Below are 16,259 nucleotides of genomic sequence, written 5' to 3'. Positions count from 1 at the left end.
ACGCGCCGGGCATCCCCCGGCGCGTCGCCGGGCCGGTGCCCGTCCGCCACCGGTCCGGAAATGATGTACCGTGCCGGGGTTTTCCCGGACGCCGAACCATGCGACCTTGTCAGGAACAGCCCCCCGGCGGACGCCCGCCACGGGTCCGATACCGGCACCGGAGCGTGAGCCATGCGGATTCGCGAGATCCTGCGGAGGAAGGGAGACACGGTGGCGACGGTGACGCCGGACGCCACCGTGCGCCGGCTGCTCGCCGTCCTCGCCGAGCACAACATCGGGGCGGCGGTGGTCTCGCCGGACGGCGCGGCCATCGCCGGCATCGTCACCGAACGCGACGTCGTGCGGCGCATGCACGACCGCGGCGCGGCGCTGCTCGACCACCCCGTGTCCGAGATCATGACCACCGAGGTGCGCACCTGCGGTCCCGCCGACGACGTCGACGACCTGCGCCGCACCATGACCGAGAACCGGTTCCGGCACGTCCCCGTCGTCGACGGCGGGCGCCTCGCCGGCATCGTCAGCATCGGCGACGTCGTCAAGAGCGCCATCGACGAGCTGGAGAGCGAGCGCGAGCACCTCGTCGACTACATCCAGCGGGCGCCGTGACCGTCCCCCCGCCCTAGGCGCCCGTCAGACGTAGGCGGGCAGGGGGCGGGGCGCCGGGGCCGCCTGAACCTCGCGGTAGGCGTGCGCGAGCCGCTCCACCGCGTCGCGCAGGGTGTCGGGCGGCAGCACGTAGGGCAGGCGGACGTAGTCCTCCAGGACGCCGTCCACCCCGAACACCGGGCCCGCGACGACCCGCACGCCGAGCCGCTCGGCGGTCTCGGCGAGGACGGTGGCGACGGGCGCGCCCAGCCGCACCCACAGGGACATGCCGCCGTCGGGCAGGCGGAACTCCCAGCCGGGCAGCAGCTCCCGCAGCGCCGCGGCGAGCGCGTCCCGGTTGCGCAGCAGCGTCGCCGCGCGCTCGGCCCGCACGTCCTCGATCCGCAGCAGCAGCTCGCGGACGATCAGCTGGTCGAGCACCGGGCTCGCCATGTCGAACGGCTCGCGGGCGAGCACCAGCCGCCGGGCGAGCGGCCCGGTGGTGCGGATCCAGCCGATGCGCAGCCCGCCCCACATCAGCTTGGACGCCGACCCGATGGTGGCGACGCGCCCACCGGTGTCGTAGGCGGCGACCGGCGGCATGCGCGGCGCGTCCGGGTCGTGCGCGAGGTCGGCGAAGGTCTCGTCGGCGACGACGAACGCGTCCGCGCGGCGCGCCGCGTCGACCAGCGCGGCCCGGTCGTCGGCGGACATCAGCCGGCCGGTCGGGTTGTGGAAGTCGGCGATCGTGTAGGCCATCCGGACGGCGGCCTGCCGCATGCTGCCCGCGACCAGCTCCATGTCCCAGCCCTCGTTCACCCCGACCGGGACGAGCCGGGCGCCGCGCCGCCGCAGCGCGCCCAGCGCGTGCGGGTAGGTCGGGCGCTCCACCATCACCGGGTCGCCGGGCTCCACGAGCGTCTGCGTCAGCAGCGTGAACGCGTGCTGCGCGCCGGTCGTGACGACGATCTGGTCCGGGCGGGTCGGCACGCCGCGCGCCTCGTAGCCCGCGGCGATCACCTCGCGCAGCCCGGCCAGCCCGGCGGGCTCGTAACCGGGGCCGCCGCTGTAGCGGGGCAGCTCCTCCACGGCGGCGGCGACCGCCTCGTTGAAGATCTCCGGGGCGCCGGGCGTCGCGCAGCCGAGGTCGACGAACGCCGGGTCGTCGGGCACCGGGTGCGCCATCCCGTACCGCCCGCCGGGCGCCGGCTCGGCGGACGACATGCGGACCGGCGGCAGCGCCGTCCAGCTCCCGGCGCCCTGCCGGCTCTCGATGTAGCCCTCCTCGCGCAGCCGGTCGTAGGCGGCGGTCACGGTGGTGCGGCTGACGCCGAGCGCGGCGGCGAGGTCCCGCTCGGCGGGCAGCCGGGTCCGCAGCGCGAGCCGGCCGTCGAGGACGAGGGTCCGGACGGCGCGGGCGAGCGCGGCGTAGACGGGACGCTCGCGCGGGACGTCGCCCAGCAGCCGGGCCAGTTGGGTGCCGCTGACGTAACGCATGCTCACACAGACCACTTTCACATATTGGCCCTGCTATTACCAGGCCACTCTCCGGAAGAATAGGGCAGGAATCGGACCTGACACCCATCTGGAGTAAGAAATGGCCTTGAGGACTCGGCGCCTCGTGCAGCTCTACGCGGGATTGGCCTTGTACGGCTTCGGGATCGCGCTGCAGGTGTCCTCCCGGCTCGGGAACGACCCGTGGGACGTCTTCCACCAGGGCCTGTCCCGCCGGTTCGGGCTGTCGATCGGCACGTGGATCATCATCGCGGGGGCGGTGGTGATGCTCGCGTGGATCCCGCTGCGGCAGCGGCCCGGCCTCGGCACGATCAGCAACGTCCTGCTCATCGGCGCGTTCGCCGACCTGTTCCTGTGGCTGCTGCCGAGCCCGGACGCGCTCGCCGCCCGTTGGGCGTTCCTGCTCCTCGGCGTGGTGGCCGGCGGGTTCGCGACCGGCTGCTACATCGGCGCGGGCCTCGGACCGGGCCCGCGCGACGGCCTGATGACCGGCCTGGCCGCGCGGGGGCACTCGATCCGGGTCGTGCGCACCGGGATCGAGCTGAGCGTCCTCGCCGTCGGCTGGCTGCTCGGCGGCACCGTCGGCGTCGGCACCGTCCTGTACGCCGTGGCGATCGGGCCGCTCTCGCACGTCTTCCTGCCGGCCTTGCAGATCAAGACCCCGGACACCCCGGTACCCACCGAGGACCCGCAACCGATCGCCGCCTGACCGGCACACGCCGGGGGTGTGGGGCTGGCCCTCACCCCGCAGCGGGGGGTGTGGGAGGTCGCCCCACATAGACACGCACGGCCTGCTCCGCGAGAGCGCTCAGCAGCGGCGCGGCCTCGGCCTTGAGGGCGTCCAGCGTGCGGGGCCCGTCGGCGATGCTGAAGGCGGCGGTGAGGCCGAGGGCGTGCAGCTCGTCGAGCGGGCCGGTGACGCCGCCGGCGAGCGCGACGGCGGGGATCGCGCGGCCCCTGGCCAGAGCGGCGACGGCGGAGACCACCTTCCCGCCGGCGCTCTGGCCGTCCACCCGCCCCTCGCCCGTGATCACGAGGTCGGCGCCGTCCAGCGCGCCGTCCAGGCCGACGGCCTCGGCGACGAGTCGCGCGCCGGGGGACGGCTCGGCGCCGAGCACGCCGACCAGGCCGCCGCAGGTGCCGCCGGCCGCGCCGGCGCCGGGCAGGTCGTGGACGCGGACGCCGAACCGCCCGGCGACCACGTCGGCGAACCGGGCGAGCGCCGCGTCCAGCTCGCGGACCTGCGCGGGGTCGGCGCCCTTCTGCGGCCCGAACACCGCGGCGGCGCCCTCCGGGCCGACGAGCGGGTTGGTGACGTCGCAGGCGACCCGGAACCGGACGTCGCGCACCGCGTCCGGGACGCCGGAGTCGTCGATCGCGGCGAGGCGCGCCAGCGCGGCGCCGCCGGGCGGCAGCTCCGCGCCGGCCGCGTCCAGGAAGCGGACGCCGAGCGCGCGCAGCAGCCCGGTGCCGCCGTCGGTGCTGGCGCTGCCGCCGATGCAGACCAGCACGTCCCGCGCGCCGCGCCGGACGGCGTCGGCGATCAGCTCGCCGGTGCCGGCCGTGCCGGCGCCCATCGGGTCGGCCGGGATGTCCTCCACCAGCGGGAGCCCGGACGCGGCGGCCAGCTCGACGACGGCCGACCGGCCGTCGCCCGACAGCGCGTAGGCCGCCTTCACCGGCCGGCCCACCGGGTCGGTCGCGGCGACCTCGACCAGGTCGCCGCCGCGTGCGGCCACGAAGCAGTCGAGGGTGCCCTCGCCGCCGTCGGCCATCGGCACGCGGACCACCTCGGCGCCTGGCACGGCGCGCAGCGCCCCGGCCTCCACCGCCGCGCAGACCTCCGCCGCGGACAGGCTCCCCTTGAACGAGTCGGGAGCGATGACGATCTTCACGTTCAGTACTCCGCGGTCGTCGTGGCCAGCACGGACGTGAAGTCGCGCGGCAGGACGAGCGAGTCGCCCTCGTAACGGGTCTCCAGGTAGGTCAGCTCGCCGGCGCGCCACCAGTACAGGTGCGGGCTGAGCGAGCCCGGCCCCTCCTCGTAGGCGCGGTGCGCCTGCGCCTGCAACTCGTTCGCGGCCGCCACGGCGGCGCGGTAGCGGGCCCGCGGGTGGACCTCCGACATCCGCAGCGCGTGCGCGACGATCAGGCTCCGGTTCGGCGCGATGACCAGCGCGCCGTGCGGGCCGATCGGCAGGTACTCCTCCAGCCACGCCAGGTGGGTGACGGCGTAGAACGTCCAGCCGTGCAGCACCGACACCCGGACGCCGCCGAGGTCCTGCTCGTCGAGCTGGAGCGGTCCGTCGGCGCGCACGTTGGCGCGGCCGAGCATGAACAGCGCGTCGCCGGAGACCGGCCAGCCGTTCATCTCGTCGGTGGTGACCGTCCGGACGGTGGTGGGGGTGTCGACCACGACCGCCTCGATCAGCCCGGGCGCGAACGGCCGGGCCGCGAGCACGCCGTTGTCGGCCTCGGCCGGGTAGATCCGGGTGCGCAGCAGGTGCTGGGCGAGGTCGAAGTCGCTGAGGTCGAGGGGCTCCTCGATCGCGGTGACGATCGTGGTGACGTGGTCGGACACCAGCGCCGGCCAGTCGTCGCGCGGCACCATCCGGGCGAGCTGCCGCAGGTCGCGCATGCTGACGTGCAGCCGGTTGGCGCCCTCCAGCAGCATCACCTCGCCGGGCGCCCGATGGCAGGCGTAACCGAGGCTCTCGGCCACCAGTACCAGCAGCGAGTCCAGTGTTCCGTCGTCCCACGGGTCGGGACGGGCGTGCCGGCCGCTCATCGCACACCTCCCGGCGCTTCCAGGGTCAGTACGCCGCCGTCCGGCCCGGGGTTCAGATCGCCGGACGCGTCGAGCACCGCGGGCGCGCCGAGCTCGAGCGTGAACTGCCGGGCGCCGTGCCCGGCGGGCAGGCCGGCGAGGACGGGGACGCCGAGCGGCCCGAGCCGCGCGGCGAACACGGCGTCCAGCTCGGCGGGGTCGCCGGAGCGTTCCCACGAGCCGAGCGCGACGCCCGCCGCGCCGTCGAACCAGCCGGCCTGGAGCAGCTGGACGAGCATCCGGTCGATCCGGTACGGCGCCTCCGTGACGTCCTCCAGGAAAACGATGCGGCCCTTCGCGGGCGGCGGGGCGTACGGGGTGCCGAGCAGTGCGGTGATCAGGGTGAGGGTGCCGCCGGTGAGCGGGCCCTCGGCGCGTCCGGGGCGCAGGGCGTGCGTGCCGGGCAGCGCGACGGGGCCGCCGAACAGCGCGGCGCGCAGGCCGTCCAGGGTGGCGGCCAGGTCGCCGTGCGGGTCCGGGCCGCCGAAATCGGCGATCAGGCCGGCGGGCATCGGGCCGAACGACGTGGTGACGCCGAGGCGCGCGCCGAACGCCGCGTGCAGCGCGGTGATGTCGCTGGAGCCGTGCAGGATCTTCGGGGCGGCGGCTGCCTCCGCGGCGGCCGCGAGGGCGTCCCAGTCGAGGTGGTCGAGGACGCGGGTGGCGCCGTAGCCGCCGCGCGCGCAGATCACCGCGCGGACGCGCGGGTCGCACCAGGCGGCCTGGAGGTCGGCGGCGCGGTCGGCGTCGGCGCCGGCGAGCCGGTGCCAGTCGTCCCGGACGGGCCCCGGGGCGCCGAGGTTGACACGGTCGAGGGCGTGCTTGCCGACCACGACGTCAAGGCCGAGGTCGCGCAGCACCGCGCAGCCCGCCTCGAGCCGCGCCGGCTCGGCGGGACCGCTGGGCGCGACGACCGCGACCCGGTCCCCCGGGCGCAGACGTCCGTACCTGCGGGTCCTCCCCCGTGCCGGCCGTTCGCCGGGCAAGCCTGCGGCGGGCGCGTCGGACGGCCCCTCGACCCCCTCCGCGCGGGCGCCCCCGCTCATCAACCCGATCCCTCCTCGCACCGCAACGGATAGAGCTTGTCAGGATCCGGCCGCCAGCGGAAGGGGCGCCCGGTCACGACCCGCCAACGGATCAACGCCCGCCGCCGAGGGCGATGCGGGCCAGCCGCGGCAGCGCCTCGCCGATCGGCGTGCGCAGCACCGCGTCCGCCAGCCCATCGTAGGGGGTCGGCTCGGCGTTCATGATCACCAGCCGGGCGCCGTGGTCGGCGGCCTCCAGGCACAGCCCGGCGGCGGGCTGCACGGTGAGCGAGGTGCCGACGGCGAGGAACAGGTCGCAGGAGCGCGCCGCGGTGATCGCCGCGTCGAGGACGTCCTGCTCCAGCGCCTGCCCGAAGGAGATCGTCGCGGATTTCTGGATGCCGCCGCAGGCGGTGCAGGGCGGGTCGTCCTCGCCCGCGTCGACCCGGGCGAGGACCTCCGGCATCGGGGTGCGCAGGCCGCAGGACAGGCACACCGCGTCGCGCATGGTGCCGTGGATCTCGATCACGGTCTCCGGGCCGGACCCGGCCCGCTGGTGCAGCCCGTCGATGTTCTGGGTGATCAGCGCGCGCAGGCGGCCGGCCCGCTCCAGCTCGACGAGGGCGGCGTGCGCGGCGTTCGGCTCGGCGTGCCAGGCCGGATGGTCGCGGCGGGCGCGCCAGGAGCGCCGGCGCACCTCGGGGTCGGCGATGTAGGCGCCGATCGTGGACATGGCCTCGGCGGAGGGGTCCTTGGTCCAGACGCCCTGGGGGCCGCGGAAGTCGGGGATGCCGCTGTCGGTGGAGATCCCGGCGCCGGTGAGGACGGTGATCGACGCCGCCTGCGGCAGCAGCCCGGCGAGCGTGAGGGGTGCGTCCATTCCTCAAGGTTAGGGGCCGAACGATCCCGCGCGTCCCGGTTTCGGATGCCCGCTACGGTGCGTCACGGCCCGCCCGGCTCTCAAAAGGTGACAAACTTGTCCGGGTATGAGGTCGACGCCGCACATCCTGGTGATCAACGGCACCAAGGTCCACCGCCCGGTCTTCATCCTGGGCGCGCCGCACTCGGGTGCCGATCTCCTCGCGCGCGCCGTCAAGCGGTCCGCCGGGTTCCACCTCACCACCGGGCGTCCCGGCGTGCTCCGCGTGATCTACGCCTTCGCCCGCCGGCCCGCCATCGCCACCGAGCGCGGCACGGGGGCGGCCCGGGTGATCCGTGACGCCTACGCCGAGGCCTGGCAGATCTCCGCGCGGGCCTGCGCGGAGTGCCCGGACGACTGCCGGGAGCTGGCCGGGCTGCCGCCGCGCCCGGCGGTGCTGCGCGACCGGCCGGTGCACGACGGCGACGTGGAGGGGCCGTGCGTGCAGCCGCGTGGCATCGCCCGGTACGCCGACGCCTCCCCCGACCTGATCTACAGCGCCGACGTGCTGCTGGACGCGTTCCCCGACGCCCAACTCGTCCAGGTGATCCGGGACGGCCGGGACGCGGTCGCCGACATGCTCGCCGACGACCGGTGCCTGGCGTGGTTCAAGCCGGGGCTGGCCAACCTCGACACGGTCTTCCCGAACCCGTTCCTCGGGGTCGAGGACCACACCGACCGCAACCGCTGGCCGCGCGCGGCGACGGCGGTGAAGTGCGCGCTGCGCTGGCGCGGTTCGGTGCGCCTCAGCGCGAAGCTGCGGCTGCAGGTGCCCGAGGAGCAGCTGTTCACCGTCCGCTACGAGGACCTGGTCGCCCGGCCGCGCCGGGTCGCCGCCGAGATGTCGCGGTACCTGGACGCGGACCTGTCGAAGACGACCCTGTCCGGCCTCGTCCGGGCCGGGGGGCGCGGCGGGCCGGACGAGGCCGGCGCCGAGCACGCCGTCGGCGCCTGGCGGGACCGCCTGACGCCCCGACAGCTCGCGCAGGTCGAGAAGGTCGCGGGCACCGAGCTGCAGCGCCTCGGCTACCAGCTCAGCACGGACGCCTGAGCCCGGCGTCCCGCTACCCCGCGTCCCGCTACCCGGCGTCCCGCTACTCGGCGCCCAGCGGCTCGGCGCCCAGCGGCTCGGCGCCCAGCGGCTCGGTCGCCCGCTCCTCGTCCTTCTGGTGGGAGAACTGGGTCCGGTACAGCTCGGCGTACAGCCCGCCCTCCAGCAGCAGCTCCTCGTGGCGGCCGCGCTCGGCGACGCGGCCCTCCTCGATCACCAGGATCTGGTCGGCCTCCCGGATCGTGGACAGCCGGTGCGCGATCACCAGCGAGGTCCGTCCGGCCAGGGCCGTCCGCAGCGCCTCCTGGACGGCGGCCTCCGACTCGGAGTCCAGGTGCGCGGTCGCCTCGTCCAGCACCACCACCGAGGGCGCCTTCAGCAGCAGCCGCGCGATGGCCAGCCGCTGCTTCTCGCCGCCCGACAGCCGGTAGCCGCGGTCCCCGACGACGGTGTCGAGGCCCTCCGGCATGCCCGCGACGAGCCCGCCGATCTGCGCGGCGTCCAGCGCGGCGAGGATCTGCTCGTCGGTGGCGTCCGGGCGGGCATAGCGCATGTTCTCGCGGATCGTGTCGTGGAACAGGTGCGCGTCCTGGCTGACCACGCCGACCTCGGCGCGCAGCGAGTCGAGAGTGATGTCGCGGACGTCCACGCCGCCGATCCGCACCGCGCCGTCCGACACGTCGTACAGCCGCGACACCAGATGCGTGATGGTCGACTTGCCGGCGCCGGACGGGCCGACCAGCGCGACGAGCTGCCCGGGCTCGGCGGTGAAGTCGACGTCGTGCAGCACCTCCTTGCCGGGGGCGTGGTCGGCGCGGGCGATCGACTCCAGCGACGCCAGCGACACCTCGTCGGCGGACGGGTAGGCGAACCTGACGTGCTCGAACCGGATCGCCGGGGCGCCTCGCCGGGCGGCGCCGTTGCCGTTGGACCTGGCCGGCTCCGCCGCCCCGGCCTCGCGCGCCTCCGCCAGCGTCCGGGCCCCCTCGCGGTCGCGGATCAGCGGCTTGAGGTCGAGCACCTCGAAGACCCGGTCGAAGCTGACGAGCGCCGTCATGACGTCCACGTGGACGTTGGACAGCGCGGTGAGCGGGCCGTACATCCGGGTGAGCAGGGTGGCGAGGGCGACGAGCGTGCCGAGCTGGAAGCTGCCGTCGACGACCAGGTAGCCGCCGACGCCGTAGACCATCGCGGTGGCGAGCGCGGCGACGAGGGTCAGGCCGGTGAAGAACACCCGCCCGTACATGGCGGAGACGACCCCGATGTCGCGGACCCGCGCGGCGCGCCCGGAGAAGTTCTCCTCCTCCTCGGCGGGACGGCCGTAGAGCTTGGCGAGCATGGCGCCGGCGACGTTGAACCGCTCGGTCATGAGCGAGCTCATCTCGGCGTCCAGCACCATCTGCTCGCGACTGATCCGCGACAGCCGCTTGCCGACCCACTTGGCCGGCAGGATGAACACCGGGAGCAGCAGCAGGGCGATCACCGTCACCTGCCAGGACAGGATCATCATCGTGACCAGCACCAGGATCAGGCTGATCACGTTGGAGACCACCGACGACAGCGTGGTGGTGAGCGCCCGCTGCGCCCCGATGACGTCGTTGTTGAGCCGGCTGACGAGGGACCCGGTCTGCGCCCGCATGAAGAACGCGACGGGCTGGCGCTGGACGTGCCCGAACACCTCGCTGCGCAGGTCGTAGATCAGGCCCTCGCCGATGCGCGCGGAGTACCAGCGCTGCGCGAGCCCGAGCACCGCGTCCATCAGGGCGAGCCCGGCCACCGCGACGGCGAGCCAGATCACCAGGTCCTGCCGGTGGTGCAGGATGCCGCGGTCGATGATCGACTTCAGCAGCAGCGGGTTGGCGACGACGACCAGCGCGGCGAGCGCGTTCAGGCCGAGGAACAGGACCAGGTCGCGGCTGTAGGGGCGGGCGTAGCCCGCGATCCGCTTGATCGTGCCGGGCTTGAGCCGCTGCTGCGTGACCGACTCGTCCCGCCGGAACGAGGCCATCACCTGCCAGCCGTTGCCCGGCATTCCCGGCATGCCCACTACTGCCTCCGAGGGGTCGCCGCGCGCCCGGCGGGAGCGAGGGCGCGCTGGAACGTAATCAAGTAAGCATCTCAGTATCCGCCGGGACAACGCGCGCCCGGCCGCCGCGCTTCCCCGCTCCGCTCACGGCGTAACGGCTCTGGACTTCCCGCCCGAACCGGTGGTTAATGTGATCAACAACTTCAGGCTCTCACCCCCCAGGAGCCCCTGTGTCCCAGCGCTCACCACAGCGCACGCGCATGCGCCCGTCACGAGCGGGCGCGGCCGCCGCCGCACTGGCCGCCGCCGCCGCGCTGCTCGCCGCCGCACTGCCCGCCGCGTCCGCGTCCGCGAGATCCGCGCCCGCCGCGCCGCCGCACCGGCTGACCGTCGCCGACGGCGAGACCCAGCCGGTGTTCTCGCGCGCCGACGCCGTCACGCAGACCGTGAACATCGAGACCACCGCCGACAGCGACCACGACGGCGTGCGCGACCGCGTCCAGCTGCGGATCATGCGGCCGAAGGAGACCGACACCGCCGGCCTCAAGGTCCCGACGATCATGGAGCCGAGCCCGTACTGGGCCGGCATCAACGACGTCCCGAACCACCCGGTGGACATCGGCGACGCGCGGGCCCGCGCGCTGACGACCACCCAGCGGAACCTCGCGGAGATGTTCCCCGGCTACTACGACAACTACTTCCTGCCGCGCGGGTACGCCGTCGCCGACCTCGACAGCATCGGGACGGGCGGCTCCACCGGCTGCCCGACGTCCGGGGACCGCAGCGAGCAGGCGGGCGCCAAGGCCGCCGTCGACTGGCTGAACGGCCGCGCCCGCGGCTGGGCGCCGGACGGCACGCCCGTCACGGCCACCTGGTCCACCGGGAACGTCGGCATGATCGGCCAGTCCTACGACGGGACGCTGCCGAACATGGCCGCGGCGTCCGGCGTCGAGGGCCTGAAGGCCATCGTCCCGATCGCCGGGATCAGCAGCTGGTACGACTACTACCGCGCGGGCGGCGGCGTCGTCGCGCCGGGCGGCTACCAGGGCGAGGACCTGGACGTGCTGGCGAAGGCCGTGCTGACCCGCAAGGACCCCGAGGTCTGCCAGAGGGTCATCGATCAGATCGAGGCGACCCAGGACCGCGAGACCGGCGACTACGGCAAGGTCTGGGCCGAGCGCGACTACGTCGGCCAGGCGCGGAACGTGCACGCGGCCGTCATGGTGGTGCACGGGCTCAACGACTGGAACGTGAAGCTCAAGAACTCCGTCCAGTGGTGGGACGCGCTGAAGAAGGCGGGTGTGCCGCGCAAGCTGTGGCTGCACCAGGGCAACCACTCCACGCCGTTCCGCTGGCGCGTGGAGGAGTGGCTGCGGCAGACGCTCCACTGGTTCGACCGCTACCTGTACGGGATCCGCAACGGGATCGACAGGGAGCCGCGCGTCGACATCGAGCACGCGGACGGGACCTGGGAGACCGCCAAGGACTGGCCCGTTCCGGGGACCCGCACCGTCCCCGTCCACCTGGACGCGGGCCCGGCCGGCCAGCCCGGCACGCTCGATCTGAGGGCCGGAGCGGGCGCCACGCAGTCGTTCACCGACGCGGGCAGGACCCGCACCGCCGAGGACCTGCTCGCGAACGAGGGCCAGGCCGATCCGAACCGGCTCGCCTACCTCACCGGGACGCTGGACCGCCCCGTCCGGATCGACGGCACCCCGTCGATGTCGCTGCGCGCGTCCCTGGACGGCCGCTCGCCCTACCTGACGGCGCTGCTGGTCGACTACGGCACCGACAGCCGGCCGACCGGCGCCCGCGTCGACACCGGGCAGAGGGTCTGCTACGGGCAGAGCGTCCCGGGCGACGAGGGCTGCACCACCCGGCAGGCCCTCGCCATGCAGACCGCCCCGTACAAGATCATCACGCGGGGCTGGCTGGACGCGCGGAACCGGAAGAGCTTCAGCCGCACCGACCCGATCGCGCCGGGACGCGCCTACGCGTTCCGGTGGGACCTCCAGCCGACCGACTACACCGTCAAGGCCGGTCACCGGCTCGGCGTGATCCTGCTGTCCACCGACCACGACTACACGCTGCGCTACCCCGCCGGAACCGTCGTCACGGCGAGGACGGGCGTCAGCGGCATCGACCTCCCGCTCGCCCGCGGCGGCCGCGAGGCCCTCGGCTGACCTGCGTTGCCTCGCGGCGAGCCGCCGTCATGGACGCACCCATGACGGCGGCTCGCCGCACGTCAACGATGGCGGGAGCGGGGCGCGTGCGCAGAAGGCGGGAGGGTCACTTGCCGAAGAGCTCGCGGAGGCGGCCGATCTGCTCGCGGCGCTCGGCGGCGCACTGCTGCTCCAGGCTGTTCTGCGGCGCCTCCCACAGCAGCCGCTTGGTGGCCACGGCGGCACCGGGGTTCACGGCGAGGAGGGACGCGACGAGCTCGGCGACGGCGGCGTCCAGGCCGTCGCGCGGCACGACGATCTCGGCGAGGCCGAGCCGGGCCGCCTCCTCGGCGTGCACGGTCCGGGCCGTCAGGCACAGCTCCAGGGCGCGCCCGATCCCGACGATCTCCACCAGCGGCTTGGTGCCTGTGAGGTCGGGGACGAGCCCGAGCGCGGGCTCCTTCATGCAGAACTTGACGTCGTCGGCGGCGACGCGGATGTCGCAGGCCAGGGCGAGCTGGAACCCGCCGCCGATGGCGTGCCCGTGCACCGCCGCGACGGTGACGATCTCGGGGCGCCGCAGCCAGGTGTACCCCTCCTGCAGCTCGGCGATGAAGCGGTCGGTCGCCGCGGCGTCGGAGCCGTCGGCGAAGCCCTCGCCGCCCTCGCCGGAGAACATCGACAGGTCGATGCCCGCCGAGAACGAGGGACCGGCGCCGCGCAGCACGACCACCCGCACGCCCTCCGGCAGCGACCGCCCGATCGCCGCCAGGCCGCGCCAGGTGGCGAACGTCATGGCGTTGCGCCGCTCCGGCCGGTTCAGCGTGACGGTCGCGACCGCCCCGTCGACCTCCAGCCGCAGCCCGGCCTCGGCCAGTGCCTCCTCCGCCGGCCCGGCCGCGGTGGCCGTCTCCACCCCGGCGTTCGCGTCCGCCATCGACACTTCCCCTTCCGACGAGCACGGCGGGCCCGCCCCGCCGTCCACGAGGCGGGACCCGTCCTGCCCGCCGCCGCGACCGAACCCTACTCGGTGGGCCGCGGCGACGGATCAGGCGGTGCGCTCATCCGGGGGAAGTCGTCCGTCCCGGACCTCGGGCCGTGGTGGACCCGCGTCCGTTCGGAACGTTCGTCCGGTCAGGACTTCTTGCCCCGGGTCGCGCCGCCGCGACCGCGCAGGTTGACTCCCGACTCCGTCAGGATCCGGTGGATGAAGCCGTACGAGCGGCCGGTGGCGGCTGCCAGGGCGCGGATGCTCTCGCCGGAGTCGTACCTCTTCTTGAGGTCCGCCGCCAGCTTGTCGCGCTCGGCACCGGTCACGCGGGTGCCCTTCTTGAGGGTGTCGGCCACGAGTACCTCCCGTAGTGATGTGGTGACCGCTGCGTTATCCCCCGCCATGATCAGTCATTCCCGCGCGTTCGGCTACCCACTCGGCCAGAAAAGATCTGCGGAAGGCACCCTGCAGGTCACGCAAGTGCCACCAGATCGGCAAACTCGTCACTCCAGATGTCTTCGACACCATCGGGCAGCAAAATCACTCTTTCCGGCCGCAGCGCGTCCACCGCACCCTCATCGTGGGTCACCAGGACGATGGCCCCGGCGAAGGTGCGCAGCGCCCCGAGGATCTCCTCGCGGCTGGCCGGATCGAGGTTGTTGGTGGGCTCGTCCAGCAGCAGGACGTTGGCGCTGGACACCACCAGCATCGCCAGTGCCAGCCGGGTCTTCTCGCCGCCGGACAGCACGCCCGCGGGCTTGTCGACGTCGTCGCCGGAGAACAGGAACGAGCCCAGGATCTTGCGGACCTCGACGGGTGCGAGGCCGGGCGCGGCCGACTGCATGTTCTCCAGCACCGAGCGCTCCACGTCGAGCGTCTCGTGCTCCTGGGCGTAGTAGCCGATCCGCAGCCCGTGCCCGGCCACGACGGTCCCGGTGTCGGGCTTGTCGACCCCCGCCAGCATGCGCAGAAGGGTGGTCTTCCCCGCCCCGTTCAGGCCCAGCACGACGACGCGGCTGCCCCGGTCGATGGCCAGGTCCACGTCGGTGAAAATCTCCAAAGATCCGTACGATTTCGACAAACCCTCGGCGGTAAGGGGGGTTTTGCCACAAGGTGCCGGGTCCGGGAAGCGAATTTTGGCCACCTTGTCGGCCTGCCGCTCCCCCTCGACGCCGGCGAGCAGCTGCCGGGCCCGCCGGTCCATCTGCTGCGCCGCCTTGGCCTTGGTCGCCTTCGCGCGCATCTTGTCGGCCTGCGACAGCAGCGCCGACGCCTGCCGCTGCGCGTTGGCCGTCTCGCGCCTGCGCCGCCGCTCGTCGGTCTCCCGCTGGTCGAGGTACTTCTTCCAGCCGACGTTGTAGATGTCGATCACGCTGCGGTTGGCGTCCAGGTGGAAGACCCGGTTCACCACCACGCCGAGCAGGTCGACGTCGTGGCTGATCACGACCAGGCCGCCCTGGTGCGACTTCAGGAAGTCGCGCAGCCAGACGATCGAGTCGGCGTCCAGGTGGTTGGTCGGCTCGTCCAGCAGCAGCGTGTCGGCGCCGGAGAACAGGATGCGGGCCAGCTCGACGCGGCGCCGCTGCCCGCCCGACAGGGTGCCGAGCGGCTGCCCCAGCACCCGGTCGGGGAGCCCGAGGCTGGAGGCGATCGAGGCGGCCTCGGCCTCGGCGGAGTAGCCGCCGAGCACGTGCAGCCGCTCCTCGAGCCGCCCGTACCGGCGGACGGCCTTGTCGCGCTCCTCGCCGGTCGCGGTGGCCATCGCCTCCTCGGCGGCGCGCAGCTTGCGGACGACCTCGTCCAGCCCGCGGGCCGACAGGATGCGGTCGCGGGCCAGCTCGTCGAGGTCGACGCCGCGCGGGTCCTGCGGGAGGTAGCCGATGGTGCCCGACGACGTGACGCCGCCCTGCGCGGGGATCGACTCCCCGGCCAGCACCTTGGTGAGGGTGGTCTTGCCCGCGCCGTTGCGGCCGACCAGGCCGACCCGGTCGCCGGGGTTGACCCGGAACGAGGCGGACTCGATCAGCAGCCGGGACCCGGCGCGCAGCTCGATGTCTTTCGCGATGATCACTGTGACAGGGCTCCCCTGACGGACGGCTCGATGGACAGGCGCACGAAACAGCGCGCCGCGCGGTCCATCCGACCGGGGCGCGCTGGGCGGCCTGTCAACTCGGGAGCGAAACCATCACCACAGTGTACGTGACACGCGGGCCGCTCCCGGCCATGCCGATCGGGCCGGGCGGATGTGTGAACGCCGCGCCGCGGGCCAGGATGGGAGTACGGCGGGCGACGGCGGACGCCCGGGGCCGGACGCCCCGGCACGAAGGAGTGTGAGTCGGATGACCCAGGTCACGGGCAACCTGCCGGACGGGACGCCCAACTGGCTGGACATCGGCGTGCCCGACATCGAGCGGGCCAGGACGTTCTACGGGACGCTCCTCGGCTGGCAGTTCGAGGACGCGGGGCCGGAGGCGGGCCACTACAACCAGTGCAAGCTGCGCGGAGCGCCGGTCGCGGGGATGATGCAGAACCCGGACGACGCGCCGGACGAGTACTGGTGGACCGTCTACTTCGCCGCGGACGACTGCGACGGCCTCGCCAAGCGGGCCGCGGACGCGGGGGGCGCGGTGGTCGTGCCGCCCATGGACGTGATGTCGATCGGCCGCATGGCGATCGTCAGGGACCCGCAGGGCGGGCAGTTCGGGCTGTGGCAGGGGCGGGAGCACCACGGCTCGGCGATCGTGAACGAGCCGGGCTCGTTCGTCTGGAACGAGCTGGTCACACCCGACGCCAAGGCGGCGGGCGACTTCTACCAGGCGGTGTTCGGCTACGAGCTCGAGCCGATGCCGGGCGACATGGACTACACCGTCCTGCGGCGCGCCTCCGACGGGCGCTACGTCGGCGGGATGCTCGGCGGCGCGGACATGGTGCTCGGTAATGGCCGGACCGCCGTGCCGACGTGGATGACCTACTTCGCGGTCGACGACGCGGACGAGGCGGTCCGGAAGGTCACCGCGGGCGGCGGCACGGTCGACTCGGGGCCCGCCGACAGCCCGTACGGCCGGTCCGCGGCCGTACGGGACCCGTTCGGGGTGCCGTTCCACGTGATGAAGCCCGCGCCCGAGCAGGGATGACCGCCCGCGGGGGCCCGGGGCGCC

At 74.0% G+C, this 16,259-nt stretch carries 14 protein-coding genes; 5 read left to right on the top strand and 9 right to left on the bottom strand.

The window, feature by feature from the left end; genetic code table 11:
* Positions 1-171: 171 nt before the first annotated feature.
* Entirely contained in the window at positions 172-606 is a 435-nt protein-coding gene (locus ABT299_RS33135; protein ID WP_190856402.1) for a CBS domain-containing protein, read from the top strand.
* A gap of 24 nt (positions 607-630) precedes the next feature.
* Here the strand turns inward: ABT299_RS33135 and yczR are convergent, their stop codons facing one another.
* Complete coding sequence (yczR, locus tag ABT299_RS33130) at positions 631-2,082, bottom strand: MocR-like transcription factor YczR (protein WP_190856451.1); 1,452 nt, start codon at positions 2,080-2,082, stop codon at positions 631-633.
* Positions 2,083-2,182: 100 nt separating this feature from the next.
* Between yczR and yczE the strand changes: the two genes are divergently transcribed.
* Entirely contained in the window at positions 2,183-2,809 is a 627-nt protein-coding gene (gene yczE / locus ABT299_RS33125; protein WP_500253145.1) for a membrane protein YczE, read from the top strand.
* Positions 2,810-2,840: 31 nt separating this feature from the next.
* Here the strand turns inward: yczE and ABT299_RS33120 are convergent, their stop codons facing one another.
* From ABT299_RS33120 to ABT299_RS33105, 4 genes are all read right to left on the bottom strand, one after another.
* Positions 2,841-3,995, bottom strand: coding sequence for a glycerate kinase (locus tag ABT299_RS33120; protein WP_500253144.1), 1,155 nt, complete (start codon positions 3,993-3,995; stop codon positions 2,841-2,843).
* Between the two features lie 2 nt (positions 3,996-3,997).
* On the bottom strand, positions 3,998-4,888 hold the full coding sequence (locus ABT299_RS33115) for a hypothetical protein (protein WP_190856400.1): 891 nt from the start codon (positions 4,886-4,888) through the stop codon (positions 3,998-4,000).
* Positions 4,885-5,973 carry a S66 peptidase family protein gene (locus ABT299_RS33110; RefSeq protein WP_500253143.1) on the bottom strand — a complete coding sequence of 363 codons (1,089 nt, stop codon included), beginning with the start codon at positions 5,971-5,973 and terminating at the stop codon, positions 4,885-4,887. The genes ABT299_RS33115 and ABT299_RS33110 overlap by 4 nt, the downstream gene beginning before the upstream one ends.
* A gap of 91 nt (positions 5,974-6,064) precedes the next feature.
* On the bottom strand, positions 6,065-6,832 hold the full coding sequence (locus ABT299_RS33105; RefSeq protein ID WP_190856398.1) for an SIR2 family NAD-dependent protein deacylase: 768 nt from the start codon (positions 6,830-6,832) through the stop codon (positions 6,065-6,067).
* Between the two features lie 106 nt (positions 6,833-6,938).
* On the opposite strand from ABT299_RS33105, the gene ABT299_RS33100 reads away from it, so the two are divergent.
* Positions 6,939-7,922 (top strand): sulfotransferase family protein, encoded by a 984-nt coding sequence (locus ABT299_RS33100; RefSeq protein WP_500253142.1) that lies wholly within the window; start codon positions 6,939-6,941, stop codon positions 7,920-7,922.
* A gap of 43 nt (positions 7,923-7,965) precedes the next feature.
* Here the strand turns inward: ABT299_RS33100 and ABT299_RS33095 are convergent, their stop codons facing one another.
* A complete protein-coding gene (locus ABT299_RS33095) occupies positions 7,966-9,954 on the bottom strand; it encodes an ABC transporter ATP-binding protein (protein ID WP_500253168.1) in 1,989 nt (662 codons plus the stop codon).
* 254 nt (positions 9,955-10,208) lie between these two features.
* Between ABT299_RS33095 and ABT299_RS33090 the strand changes: the two genes are divergently transcribed.
* Positions 10,209-12,131, top strand: a complete 1,923-nt coding sequence (locus ABT299_RS33090) for a Xaa-Pro dipeptidyl-peptidase (protein ID WP_500253141.1) — start codon at positions 10,209-10,211, stop codon at positions 12,129-12,131.
* Between the two features lie 106 nt (positions 12,132-12,237).
* Here ABT299_RS33090 and ABT299_RS33085 read toward each other — a convergent pair whose 3' ends face one another.
* From ABT299_RS33085 to ABT299_RS33075, 3 genes are all read right to left on the bottom strand, one after another.
* Positions 12,238-13,047, bottom strand: coding sequence for an enoyl-CoA hydratase/isomerase family protein (locus ABT299_RS33085; RefSeq protein WP_387017985.1), 810 nt, complete (start codon positions 13,045-13,047; stop codon positions 12,238-12,240).
* Between the two features lie 197 nt (positions 13,048-13,244).
* Entirely contained in the window at positions 13,245-13,457 is a 213-nt protein-coding gene (locus ABT299_RS33080; protein ID WP_500253140.1) for a helix-turn-helix domain-containing protein, read from the bottom strand.
* Between the two features lie 116 nt (positions 13,458-13,573).
* Entirely contained in the window at positions 13,574-15,172 is a 1,599-nt protein-coding gene (locus ABT299_RS33075) for an ATP-binding cassette domain-containing protein (RefSeq protein ID WP_190856394.1), read from the bottom strand.
* A gap of 268 nt (positions 15,173-15,440) precedes the next feature.
* Between ABT299_RS33075 and ABT299_RS33070 the strand changes: the two genes are divergently transcribed.
* A complete protein-coding gene (locus ABT299_RS33070; protein WP_500253139.1) occupies positions 15,441-16,235 on the top strand; it encodes a VOC family protein in 795 nt (264 codons plus the stop codon).
* Positions 16,236-16,259: the final 24 nt, after the last annotated feature.

The sequence above is a fragment of the Spirillospora sp. NPDC000708 genome, assembly GCF_040299565.1.
Lineage (GTDB): Bacteria > Actinomycetota > Actinomycetes > Streptosporangiales > Streptosporangiaceae > Spirillospora.
The sequence above is the reverse complement of the archived record's forward strand: the minus strand, read 5'-3'. Positions and strand labels throughout refer to the sequence as shown.